Consider the following 12,465-nt stretch of genomic DNA (forward strand, 5'->3'; position numbering starts at 1 on the left):
GAAACCCTTCCCGGCAACGTGTTTCGATTGTTCGATCGCGCCGCCAGGGTCAGACGCTGCGCCATCGGAGACATGCCATGAGCGCGTTGTCGGCGATCAACGGTCGTTTTCTCACGCAAAGTGTCACCGGCGTGCAGCGCTACGCCCATAAGGTCGTCGCCGCACTCGATGGATTTGCGCCAGCCGAGGGGATGACGGTGTTCGCGCCAAACGCCGCGGATGATGTCGAATTCAAGCGGTTGCACCTTACCAAGGGTGGATATACGGCGGGTCATGCCTGGGAGCAGCTTGAGCTGCCCCGCCTCAGCGATGGCCGCCGGCTCCTCAACCTGTGCAATACGGCTCCGGCGCTCAAGCACGACCAGATCGTATGCATTCACGACGCCAACATTTTTGCTGCGCCTGGCAGCTACAGTTACGCTTTTCGGTTTCTCTATCACAGGCTTCAGCCCGTTCTTGCCCGCCGTTCGGCGCGCATCACAACGGTCTCTTACGCCGCGGCCCGCCAGATTGCCCGTCATTTGCCTGTATCTTTGAAAGATATCACCGTCCTGCCAAACGGGCACGAACACGCCCTTGATTGGAACCCTGGCCTGGCGAAGGCGGCGCCCGACCTGCTGGCGGCACGCGACGCGCGGCGCCCCTTCGTGCTGGCTCTCGGATCGCGCGCCCGTCACAAGAATATCTCCCTTGTGATCGATATCGCCCCAACTCTTCATGAACTGGGCATTGATGTCATCATCGCCGGCGGCGGTGAGGGGATCTTCACCCCGGAGGCGTTGAATGGCCAGCCCAATGTACATTTCTACGGCAGGGTGTCAGACGACGATCTCGCCTACCTGCTCGACCGTGCCCTGTGCCTGGTGTTTCCTTCGCTGACAGAGGGATTTGGGCTTCCAATCGTCGAGGCCATGGCCCGAGGCTGCCCCGTCGTCGCGTCAAACTGTGCAAGCATGCCGGAGGTTTGTGGCGAAGCGGCCCTTTTGGCCTCGCCGTTCGATCCCGAGGAATGGATCCGTCACATTGGCGCCCTCAGTCGCTCGGCTGCATTGCGTGAAGATCTGATCGGCCGCGGCCGTGAGCAGGTTCGCCAATTCTCCTGGCACAGTACCGCGACAGGATATCTCGACTTGCTTGGGCGACCCGGTGCGGATGTCGCAACCTATAGGCCGGCAGTGCCGTTGACACCTCGCGTCGCCGTTATCTTCGCAACGCGCGGAAGGCCACATGTCGTTTCATCCACGGTTCGGCACTTCCTTGCGACACAGACGCTGAAGCCTGCGACCGTGATCGTATCCTGCGTCGATGCTGCCGATGCCGGCGATCTCATTTCGCATCCCGACGTGACGGTGGTAACAGGCCCTGCTGGGCTTGCAGCCCAGCGCAACACGGGTTTGGATCGGCTTGATCAGGATATGGAAATCGTGGCGTTCTTCGACGACGATTTCGTCGCCGACAGGAACTGGCTGGTTTCGGCTCATCGGGTTTTCCGCGATGAAAGCCAGGTGGTCGGCCTTACGGGTCGCGTTGTTGCCGACGGAATCAAGGGGCCCGGGATCGGCTTTGACGAGGCTGTGCGTCTCGTCGAGACAGCTGAGATCCAGCTACAGCCGGAATGGACGGAGCCCTACAGCCCGTATGGCTGCAACATGGCCTTCCGTGTGGCAGCCATACGCGGCACGCGGTTTGACGAACGGCTCGTTCTCTACGGCTGGCTGGAGGATAGGGACTTTGCGGCGGAGCTTGCAAAGCGTGGGGGCCGGCTCGTGAAATGGTCGCTGGCCTATGGGGTTCACATGGGCGTAAAAAGCGGCCGGGTGAGCGGCGAGCGCCTCGGATACTCGCAAATCATCAATCCTCTCTATATGATGGGTAAAGGGACAATGCCGCTCGCGAAGGTTGTCGACCATATCTTTGGCAATGCCGCCAGCAACTTCGGGAGAGCCGTGTGGCCCGAACCCTTCATTGACAGGAAGGGGCGTGCAAAGGGCAATCTTATTGCAATCGCAGACGTTTTGCGTGGTCGCCTCGAACCGGAGCGTGCCGCCGAAATTGCCCTGCCACAGACAGTGACGAAAGCGGACGGCGGCAGGAGCCACGATGATGTTTAACAGACCACGTCCCCTCGATGTCACATCGCGGCTCTGGCGACTGGATGAGGTGCAGACCGAAGGCGACGGACCGCTGGCGCTGCTTCGCTCCCTGATAGCACTTGGCTTTCGGCACAAGAACAGCCTCGTCGCATGCACGCTTGCGGGCCTGGTGATTGCCGGCCTTTACGCACGTTCATTGCCTCCAATCTATGGCGCGACCGCGACCCTCCTTTTGGAACCGCGGCAGTCGGCCGCCTCCGGCCAGGAATTTGGCTCCCAGCAAAGCCTTGACCTCTATCGTGCCGACAGCGAGCTGCAAACCATCAAGTCGGAGCAGTTGCTCTCGGCAGTCTTTCAAGGTCTCAATCTCAAAGACAATCCGGAACTCGCCCCGCAAAAACCGGGCTGGCTTTCCAGGATGGCAGCGGGCATTCGTTCGCTCCTCTCGCCCAATGGCCAAGCCGAATCCAACACGGTCGCGCGCCTGCCTGACAATGCAACGGGCAACCTTGCCAACGATACGACGCGCGCCGCCTTCCTCAATTTTGCCAGGCGCCTCAATGCAAGTCGCGTTGGGCAGTCCTTTGTCATCGAGGTCGCGTATTCGTCTTCGGATCCCTCCTTGCCGGCTCGCGTCGCCAATGCCGCTGTATCCGGGTACATTTTCCAGGCGGTTTCCTTCAAGGAGCAGACCGCGAGGGCAGGCACGGAGGCGTTGCAGGGACGCCTGGATTCTCTGGCCGCGCAGGTGGAAGCCGCCCGTATCGCCATGCAGAATGGAACGCTGCCGGCCATTCCGACGCCGGATGCCGATGCCCGCGTCATCGGCGCAGCACTTCCCCCCCTTGGCCCGTCGGCGCCACGCACGTCGCTGATAACTGCGCTTGGCGGCGTATTGGGGCTGCTCGGCGGCTTTGGGCTTATCGTGTTCAATCTTGCCCTCGACCGAAGGATCCGCAATGCAAGGGAACTTGCGCGCGATACCGGGATCGTCTGCCTCGGCTCCATTCCCGACACTCCCGGTGTCAATGTGGTGCCACTGCACGTCAACAGCGTACAGGAAAAGAGGTTCGTCGGGGCCATCCACGATCTTCGCACATCTGTCGAAATTGCCTGCACCAGCCTGCGCACCGAACGAAGCATCGCAATCGCCGTCGTTTCCTGGTCGGCGAACACGGGCGTTACAACACTCTGTTCGGCGCTTTCCCAGCTGATCATCAGGGGCGGCGGCTATGTAACCCTGTTCCAGACATCGGAAGGCAACTATCCGGTTGCGGCAGAGGGCCGGCAGTCCCCGCTGTCGCAATCGCTGGCTGACGCGGCATTCACCGGTCTGCCGCTCGAACAGATTTCCTTCGATCATGTCAACGGCGTCGCTGTCCTGCCTATCCACTCCCGCGATGCAAACGCAAACCTGTTTGCTGATTTCCGCAATCCGCGCGTCCGGCGAATTCTCGATGCGGCCCGCCTCAAGGGGGATGTGCTCCTCGACCTCCCGCCTCTTCATGGGTCGATGGACGCGTTGGCGCTCGCGGCGTTTGCCGACGCCGTCATCATCGTGGTGCGCGCAGAGGAGACGACAATCGAGGAAGTGGTCGATTCCGCCCAGCTTCTGCGGCGAGCCGGCGCCAATGTCGTTGGCGCCGTCATCAACAGGGTCCCGTGATGATCCCGGCGGAGCTCGCGCCAGGTCCAGGCGGCTCTGTCGCAGAACCGCGATTGGCAATCATCATCCCCTGCTGGAACTACGCCGACTACGTGGCATTGGCCATCCGAAGCGTCACTGCGCAGGGTCGGCAGGATTGCGAGCTGATTGTCATCGATGACGGCTCGACCGACGCATCCTGGGATGTTATCCAGCGCGAGGGTGTGACCGCTTACAGAACAGGCAATGGTGGACAGCGGGCCGCCTGTCTCTATGGACTCGGCAAGACACGGGCACCATTTGTCTTGTTCCTCGATGCTGATGACGAGCTCGTGCCGGGCTCGCTGGATGCCATTCTGAGCGAGCTCGACGACCGTGTTGCAAAGCTGCAGTTTCCATTGACGCGCATTGATTGGCGCGGTTCAGTCATTGGTGAAGCCGTTCCCAGACTGGGCGCCTTCCGCGACAACGGCATGCTCGCCGCCCAGGTGCTGGAGACCGGCGTGTATATGACGCCGCCCACATCAGGTAACGTGTTTCGCCGCGATGTCTGCCAACTCCTGGAGGCGGCCGAATACGACAAGGCGGTTGACGGCGTCATCCTCTTTGCGGCGCCTTTTTTCGGCGATGTCGTGAGCATGTCGCAGGCGCTCGGTCGATACCGGGTCCACGATCGGAATGATTCCGGACTTGGGCGCGCGCCAGATCCACAACTGCTGCGTCGGGAATTGAGCCGCTTTGTCGCTCGGATCGAGCACCTCAGACAGGTGCTGGTCCGCTTTGGAAAGTCCGCTGACCTGGTCGCTGCCGAAAAGACCTTCTACTACCTCGAGCGCTCGCTCTATGTCGCGATTGCGGAGGGTCGGCGCGTTCCGCTCGCAACACTCCTCCATCTCATCAAGCGGGTTTGGGCGGGCGACGGTTCGGTGAGGACAAGGAGTGCTCTGAGCGGTTTCCTGCTACTCTCCGGCCTTCTGCCGAACCGTCGCGCGCTGAGGGGCCTTGCATATCGACTTTCGCCAGGCGAACGTTCCGTAGCCGGCCTTTTCCGGGCTTTGTTCTAAGCCGCATCCGTCAACGGCGGTCGACGAGTTCCAGGCGGCCGCGACCCGCAATCAGTCGGATGCCAAGAACAAGCAGCATTCCCATATAGGTGACGGCTCCGGTCGTTCCAACGAACGCCAGTTCCAGAATGTGGTTCAGATCCCTGGTGGCAAGCGCCTCGCGCAGGAACCACACCGCCACTGCCATGGCGCCACCCGCCACGGCGATTTTCCATAGGTTTTTGCATTGCTCGCCGATCCCGAGGTCAAGCAGTCGGCGAACCTCAACCAGATAGAATATGAACATGAGGAATGAAAGTGCGACCCGAGCAAAGCTCGCGCCCATCACGGAACCCGCGTAGAAGCCGATCGGAACCAGCACGATGCGAAAGCAGAGTTCGGTCGCATTCAGCCGGAAAATGATGCTTGGCCGGTCAAGGGCGAGACTCACGGAGTAAAGGGTCTGAAAATAGGGGACGGGCGCCACGGAAAGGGCGAGAACACTCAGGAGTGGTGCGGCGGCTGCCCATTTCGGCCCGAGCAGGAGGTCGGTGACTAAGTCTGCACTCAACGAAATTCCTATGCATGCGGGCAGCGAGATCAACATCGCGAACCGCGCGGCCTTGAGAAAGGCAAGCTTCACGCGTTCCCGATCGGTATTGATCTGCGAGAAGGCAGCCATGATCGGCTGCAAAGCCGGCCCAATGATGCTCTGCGTCGGGATGACCGCGACATCGTTTGCAATGGCATAGCGACCAAGGGTCGGTCGATCGGCCAATGCGCCGACCAGAAAGCGATCGAACTGCCAGTTGAGTGCGGATATCAGCTGGGCGGAGCTGAACCAGCCGACAAAGCGTGCGAAATCTGACATTCGTGCAAGTGAAAGTGCGGGCCGATAGGGTGCAAGCACGTAGGACACCACGGTGGCGCCTACCGAAGCGATCGCATAGTTGACGGCGATTGCCCAATAGGCGCCGCCAGACAGGACAACGATCGTGGCAATCAAGCTGGCGCACAGCTTTCCGGAAACTTCCAGGATGAATGTCTGACGGAAGCCGAGCTCGCGTGCGAAGTAGACCATTCCCGGACTGGCGAAACCTCTGGCAATGGGTCCGATTACAAGGACTGCGGTCAGAGGTACGAGCACCGGTTCATGATAGAACAGGGAATAGGGCCAGGCAGCCGCCAGAACAATGAACGCGAGCAGGCTGCCTCGGATGAGGCTGAGCGTGAAGCCGGTATCCAGGTGGCTCTTGTCAACTGAGGGAAGGCGTATAAGGGCCTGGGTGACCGGCACTTCGAGCACCGTGTCGACGACCGCGACGAGTGAGGTGGCGAGAGCGGCCAGACCGAAATCGGCGGGCGTCAGGATTCTAGCGAGAACCAGGAGAGTGCCGAAATCGATGAGACGCCCGACAACGCGCGAGAATACGAGCCACCCGGCCCCCTTCACAGCCTTAAACGCCAGCATTCCGTACTCCGACTATCCTGCCCGCATGGCGGCGTGGTGGATCAGGCGCGCCGTGCACCAGGCTCTGCGACAACCTCCCTCGTATGATTCCAGCCTTGCGACCGCATACGGCCTGGTGCGCGATGAAACGACACCCCTCCCAACGCCGTTCATCGACAAAATCGCCGACACCTCGCGCGATCTGTGCCAGCCACCGCGAGCGACAGTCCAGCCATCAATCGGCTGGAACCCGCGAGCAACCGCCGGCACTCTAACAGCACCTGCTGATCTATATCAAGACCAAACCGCGTTCTGTTCTTTAGGCAATAAGTTTATGTCGGAAAGATACTCATGGTATCTTTTTCATGTTTTCCAGTTTGTTTCAGATATCGACTTCTAGTGGAATAAATTATACTATTGTCTCCTTCTGGGAGGGGCAGATAGGGGCGTATTTCTATGGATGACGTAAGCCATCAGACCTTACAGCTGTCCGCAGCCCAGGCATTTGATGTCATAATCCTTGGGGCAGGGATCTCGGGTCTTGTCGCCGCCTCCATTCTGGCGGACCGGGGCAACAGGGTATTGATCGTTGATGACTATGGCCACGTTGGCGGCAATCACATGGATTGGACGTCCAGCGAGGGATATACCTTCGATGTCGGCAGCTTGATTTTCCAGGATGATTCCCCCCTGCTGAGGCATTTTCCGGAGCTCCTGGCGCTCTACGTACCGATCGTTCCAACCTGGGGTCGGCTGAATCCGCAGGGCCAGATAACCGCTTATCCCATTTCGATCCGTGACGACATTCTGGCCGCCGGTCCCATCGGATTTGCCCGGATCTTCGCATCCGTCCTCTATGCGCGGTTCTTCCAGCGCCGAATGAGCAATGCCAAGGATTTCGCGCGTTACTGGATCGGCGCTTACCTGCTGCACCGATCCGGCCTCGAAACCTACATGAAGCGGTTCTACGGGATTGCGGCAGAGGAAATCGATCTGGATCTGGCCAACAAACGCATGGGCTGGATCAGCGAGTATGCGTCGCTGATCCGTCTCGGAAGGCGCGCGCTGAAACCGAGGCGAGCTGCCGGGCCGATGAACCGACAGATGGCGCGCCCGAAGGAGGGGTTTTCCGTCCTGTACGGAGCAGCCGTCGAGCGGCTTGTGCGGGACGGCGTTACCTTCAAGCTGTCGGCGGGAACGCGCAAGATTGAAAGGACGACGGACGGATTCGAAGTGTATTTGTCCGATGGAGTGCTTTCGAGCGGGCGGGTAATCTCAACCATCCCGATTGCTACGGCAGCAAGATTGTGCGGGACGACGCCGGTGTGCGGGCTTGATACGATTACGCTCATCACGCTCTATTTCAGTTTCTCAGGAGAGCGCGGCTTCAAACAGTCGATCATCTACAATTTCTCGCACCTGGGCGCCTGGAAACGACTGACGGTCTATTCCGATTTCTATGGACGCGTAAATGCGCGAGAGTATTTTGCTGTCGAGGTTGTTGCCGGTCAGGTTCGAACGGTCGAGGAGGCTGAGGAGGATTTCCGGCGGCACGCGTCGGCCAATGGCCTGTTTGCAGGTGATCTCAAGTTGGAGAATGGCCAGATACTCGAGAATGCCTATCCGATCTACAGCAAGGGTGCCGCGCAAAATGCGGCGCAGGCCATCTCGACGCTGCGTGCCTATGGAATTGAATCGCTTGGACGTCAGGGCGGCTTCAACTACCAGCCGACAGCCAGGGTCTCGACGATCGAAGTCGAGCAAGCGATGCGTGAATAATAGGGCACGGGGGCAAACGCACGCTGCTTGGCGCCGATGGATCGTGAAATGCGGGCATGTCCCGTTAGCCAAACGAATGACGAAAGGTCCGTGATGCGCATCCTGCATATCCTCAATCATACCCGGCGCCTCAATGGCCACGTCCATGCCTGCGTGGATCTCGCCTGCGCTCAGGTTACGCTCGGCCATCAGGTGTGTGTCGCAAGCGGAGGGGGGGATTTCGACAGCCTTCTACAAAAGAACGGCATCAAGACCGTAATGGTTGATCATAGCCGCAAGTTGCACAGCCTGGCCAAGGCGCTGGTGGATCTGCGACGTCATGTGCGCGAATTCGAGCCGGATGTGGTCCATGCGCACATGATGACGAGTGCTGTCCTTGCCTTTCCGATCAGCAAGCTCGCGGGCATACCTTTGATCACGACGGTGCATAACGAATTTGAAAAAAGTGCGATTTTGATGGGGCTTGGCACGCGCGTGATCGCTGTCAGCGATGTTGTCGGGGCATCCATGCGCAGACGTGGCGTGCCGAAATCAAGGCTGGCCGTCGTTCTCAACGGCACGATCGGATCCAGCCGGTCGGAAGGACGTCTGGCGAAACCGGCAGCATTGCAATCGCCGAGCATTGTGTTCGTCGGAGGGCTCCACCCCCGCAAGGGCTTGCCGGATTTGTTCGAGGCGTTCGATACGGTATACCGGAGCTTTCCTGCGGCACGTCTGTACATCGTCGGCGACGGTCCGTTTAGGCAAGCATACGTCGAGTTGGTTTCGTCCCTGGGATGCGCGCCTGCCGTTACCTTCGTCGGTGCGACAGAAGATCCCTATCCCTACATGCTGGCCGCAGACATCTTCGTGCTCCCCTCCCACGCCGATCCGGCGCCGCTGGTCCTGTCGGAAGCGCGGGAGGCACGGTGCGCTGTGGTCGGCACTGCGGTCGACGGAATTCCTCAATTGCTTGAATATGGCGAGGCGGGAATTCTCGTACCGCCGCGCGACCCGGCGGCGCTTGCCGGGACGCTGTGTCACCTGTTGGAGGCACCCGACCAGATCGCAGCATGGAAGGCCAAAAGTCAGGTGCGGATTGACTACATGACAATCGACCGGGTGGCGCGCGAGACGATGCAAGTGTATCTGGCAGCCATCCCTAAAGGCAAAAAATTGGTGGTTGCCGCATAGCTGCCAGGACCACCGTCGCGCGCCATCCCCCCGGCTTCTCGCCTTCCCGCGTTGTCCGAAAAGGTGGCTATCCCGTTTGACCTGGGAGAGCAGGGAGAATGCGATGGCGATAGGACGCGCCTGTGCCAAGAGCGACGCCAGCCCGGTGGCAGGGCGAGGCACGCATGGAAGGGCGTTTGCGTGGCCATTGAACCATGGTCGGTTGCAAACACGTTGGCCCCCTCAGAAGTTCGGGTGTAATTCCCACCAAAGGCGATCGTATCCGGATCAAACATTGCCTCGGCCGGATGTGACTGATCCCGGCTTGTTGGAATCACCCAATGCGTCGCGCAAAGCGCGGACCTGCTCGTTGAGCGCCTCGACCTGTTTCATGGTCATGCCTGAGCGCTCCACCAGTGTCTCGCCAAGACATCTGCTCTTCGCAAGCAGGTCGCGCCCCGCGTCGGTGAGCCATACATGAACCAGGCGTTCGTCAACGGTACTGCGCCGCCGCTCTACAAGCCCTGCCTGCTCAAGGCGCTTGGCCGGCGGTGTGATGGTGCTGGACTCCAGGGAGAGCCTATCGGCGATCGAACCGATCGTCATTCCTTCTTCCTCCCCCAAGGCATTGAGCACCAGATATTGCGGATAGGTGATCCCCATCTCGTCGAGCATGGGCTTGTAGGTTCGGTTGATAGCGATGCTGGCCGCATACAGCGAGAAGCAGAGCTGATCGTCCAATGCGAGGGGCTGAGAGCCGGACATGGAATGCCTCCTGAAATCTCCGTTTTCTTTTGATACCACGAAAAATGATATCGCGATAATATTGTTATGGACAGATCCGAGGAGATGCGCTAGCAGTATCGTTATCGCGATAATAGATATCGCGGAATAAACAAATGGAGAGCGAAATGAGCGAACCGATCAACAAAGCCACCCGCCGCGGCGTGATGACTGCAGGTCTTGGCCTTGCCGCCGCAACCGCCGCGATTCCTTTTGCCCGCTCAGCTCAAGCCGCAGCCAAGCAGTCTTCAAAGGGCAAGGCTCAAATGAGCAGCGGCACGATCACAACTGCGGACGGCACTTCGATCTTCTACAAGGACTGGGGAACGGGCCAGCCGATTGTGTTTCACCATGGCTGGCCCTTGAGCGCTGACGACTGGGATGCCCAGATGCTCTACTTCCTCAATCAGGGCTACCGCGTCGTCGCCCACGACCGCCGTGGCCATGGTCGGTCGAGCCAAACGGCGGAAGGCAACGACATGGATACCTATGCTGCCGATGTCGCAGCTCTGGTAAAGCACCTCGATCTGAAGGACGCTATTCATGTGGGTCACTCGACCGGCGGCGGCGAAGTTGCGCGCTACGTGGCACAACATGGCGGCGGCGGCCGCGTCTCAAAGGCCGTGCTGATTGGCGCCGTGCCGCCCATCATGGTCAAATCCGACAAGAACCCCGGCGGTCTGCCGATTGAAGTATTCGACGGATTCCGCACCGCACTCGCGGCCAACCGTGCGCAGTTCTTCCACGATATTCCTGCCGGCCCCTTCTATGGCTTCAATCGCAAGGATGCGAAGGTCTCCGAGGGCATCATCGACAATTGGTGGCGCCAGGGAATGATGGGCGGCGCAAAAGCCCACTACGATTGCATCAAGGCCTTCTCGGAGACCGATTTCACCGATGACCTGAAGAAGATCGACGTGCCGGTCCTCGTCATGCATGGCGACGACGATCAGATCGTTCCAATTGCCGATTCCGCGCTGCTGTCTTCCAAGCTGCTAAAGAATGGCACCTTGAAGATCTATAGTGGTTACCCGCACGGTATGGCGACCACGCATGCCGATACCATCAACGCCGATCTCCTGGCGTTCTTCAGGGCCTAGTCGGCGAGCAAGGAACGCTTGGACACAGTTGGACGATGGGGCCACCGCCGCCCCATCGTCTTTTCCATAGACCCGGCACCCCTCTCGCCAGAGTTACCGTCCCCGAGGCCGCTCCTGTGGGCGACGACGTCTGCCAACAGAGGCCCTGGTACTTTAGCGAATTCTTGTTTGAGGACGGCGTGCATGGTATAAGCGCCTCCATAAACGGCGCATGCGAACCCTAGTCGAAACCGAGGTCGTGCCGTGAATATCTTTATCGCGACTGTGACTGCGCTGCTGTTCGGCGTCTCGTCTTCATGGGCAGGTCCTTTGCACGACGCGGCCAAGGACGGCGATGTCGCTCGCGTCAAGCAACTGCTGAATCAAGGCTCCAATGTATCGGAACCCAATGAGGCCGGAGAGCCGGCGCTGATCATTGCGTCATTGGAAGGCCACGCAGATATCGTTACTCTTTTGCTGGAGCGCGGCGCAGACATCGAAGTTCGCAACAAAGGTGGGCTGACCGCATTGCATGCCGCAGCCTATGCAGGGAATCTGGAGGTCGTGACACTGCTCGTCGCAAAGGGTGCGGCAGTCAACGACAGGAAGAATTTCTATCAGATGTCGCCCCTGCATGGCGCTGCCGAGGAAGGCCGTGCCGACGTCGTAGCCTTCCTGTTGACCAAGGACGCAGAGGTCGAAGCGACGGAAAGGAACGGTTATACGCCTCTCACCCAGGCCGGGTGGCGGGGGTATTGGGATACTGCCACGTTACTCATGAAAGCAGGAGCAGTTTGCCAGAAAGCCGAGCTGGTTGGCGAGCCGCTCTATAACGAATGCACCAAACGGCAATAACGCTCTCTGGGGTAAATGGCTGCGTCCGGAAAACGGAGCAATACTATGTCTTGCTATGTGCAAAAAATCGGAAGGCGTGTGGGAAAAACGCTTGGCGCTGCCGTCATGCTGCTTGTCTTCATTCAGCCTGCAGCGGCTGAAGATTTCGTCAATACCGGGTATTTCGGCGATATTGCGATCAAGGGCTACGACCCGGTTGGCTACTTCACCCAGAACGCTGCTGTCGAAGGCAGTCCGAAATATTCCTACCACTGGCTTGGAGCGACCTGGTATTTCTCGAGCGCCGAAAATCGCGATCTGTTTAAAGGCGATCCGTCCAAATACGCGCCGCAATATGGGGGCTACTGCGCCGATGGCGTCTCCTTTGGGACGGTGACGACCAACATCGACCCCAAGGCTTGGCGGATCATAGATGGCAAACTGTATATAAGCTACGATCCCGGGGCGGCGGAAGGCATGGAGAAGAACCCGACCAAGGTGACGGACTCTCAGAAGCATTGGTCCGAGGTACAGCAGACGCTCATATCGCAGAAAATGCACACCGATTGGCAGCAATCAGCGCCGAAATGAAACCACGCTGCCAGGC

At 59.4% G+C, this 12,465-nt stretch carries 10 protein-coding genes; 8 read left to right on the forward strand and 2 right to left on the reverse strand.

What is annotated here, in order from left to right; genetic code table 11:
- Positions 1-77 precede the first annotated feature (77 nt).
- The 3 genes from AC1D2R_RS27020 to AC1D2R_RS27030 are packed head-to-tail and all read left to right on the forward strand — an operon-like array spanning position 78 to position 4,802.
- Positions 78-2,111 carry a glycosyltransferase gene (locus AC1D2R_RS27020; RefSeq protein ID WP_477972206.1) on the forward strand — a complete coding sequence of 678 codons (2,034 nt, stop codon included), beginning with the start codon at positions 78-80 and terminating at the stop codon, positions 2,109-2,111.
- Complete coding sequence (locus AC1D2R_RS27025; RefSeq protein ID WP_477972208.1) at positions 2,101-3,759, forward strand: Wzz/FepE/Etk N-terminal domain-containing protein; 1,659 nt, start codon at positions 2,101-2,103, stop codon at positions 3,757-3,759. The genes AC1D2R_RS27020 and AC1D2R_RS27025 overlap by 11 nt, the downstream gene beginning before the upstream one ends.
- Positions 3,759-4,802 carry a glycosyltransferase family 2 protein gene (locus AC1D2R_RS27030; protein WP_477972210.1) on the forward strand — a complete coding sequence of 348 codons (1,044 nt, stop codon included), beginning with the start codon at positions 3,759-3,761 and terminating at the stop codon, positions 4,800-4,802. Before AC1D2R_RS27025 ends, AC1D2R_RS27030 begins: the two co-directional genes overlap by 1 nt.
- A 10-nt stretch (positions 4,803-4,812) precedes the next feature.
- Here AC1D2R_RS27030 and AC1D2R_RS27035 read toward each other — a convergent pair whose 3' ends face one another.
- Positions 4,813-6,252, reverse strand: a complete 1,440-nt coding sequence (locus AC1D2R_RS27035) for a lipopolysaccharide biosynthesis protein (protein ID WP_477972212.1) — start codon at positions 6,250-6,252, stop codon at positions 4,813-4,815.
- Between the two features lie 435 nt (positions 6,253-6,687).
- Here AC1D2R_RS27035 and AC1D2R_RS27040 point away from each other — a divergent pair, with 435 nt between their 5' ends.
- Together AC1D2R_RS27040 and AC1D2R_RS27045 are read left to right on the forward strand one after the other, a co-directional pair.
- Positions 6,688-8,010: an NAD(P)-binding protein gene (locus tag AC1D2R_RS27040; RefSeq protein WP_477972214.1), complete on the forward strand. Its 1,323-nt coding sequence runs from the start codon at positions 6,688-6,690 to the stop codon at positions 8,008-8,010.
- Between the two features lie 93 nt (positions 8,011-8,103).
- Positions 8,104-9,183, forward strand: coding sequence for a glycosyltransferase family 4 protein (locus tag AC1D2R_RS27045; RefSeq protein ID WP_477972216.1), 1,080 nt, complete (start codon positions 8,104-8,106; stop codon positions 9,181-9,183).
- 267 nt (positions 9,184-9,450) lie between these two features.
- Here the strand turns inward: AC1D2R_RS27045 and AC1D2R_RS27050 are convergent, their stop codons facing one another.
- Complete coding sequence (locus AC1D2R_RS27050; RefSeq protein ID WP_477972218.1) at positions 9,451-9,927, reverse strand: MarR family winged helix-turn-helix transcriptional regulator; 477 nt, start codon at positions 9,925-9,927, stop codon at positions 9,451-9,453.
- Positions 9,928-10,211: 284 nt separating this feature from the next.
- Between AC1D2R_RS27050 and AC1D2R_RS27055 the strand changes: the two genes are divergently transcribed.
- The 3 genes from AC1D2R_RS27055 (at position 10,212) to AC1D2R_RS27065 (ending at position 12,449) form a co-directional block, all read left to right on the forward strand.
- The gene (locus AC1D2R_RS27055) at positions 10,212-11,045 is read left to right on the forward strand and encodes an alpha/beta fold hydrolase (protein ID WP_477972277.1); all 834 of its coding nucleotides are present in this window, start codon (positions 10,212-10,214) and stop codon (positions 11,043-11,045) included.
- Between the two features lie 243 nt (positions 11,046-11,288).
- Positions 11,289-11,879, forward strand: a complete 591-nt coding sequence (locus AC1D2R_RS27060) for an ankyrin repeat domain-containing protein (RefSeq protein ID WP_477972220.1) — start codon at positions 11,289-11,291, stop codon at positions 11,877-11,879.
- Positions 11,880-11,957: 78 nt separating this feature from the next.
- A complete protein-coding gene (locus AC1D2R_RS27065) occupies positions 11,958-12,449 on the forward strand; it encodes a YHS domain-containing (seleno)protein (protein WP_477972222.1) in 492 nt (163 codons plus the stop codon).
- Positions 12,450-12,465 lie beyond the last annotated feature (16 nt).

The organism is Rhizobium sp. P1_C7 (assembly GCF_056406295.1).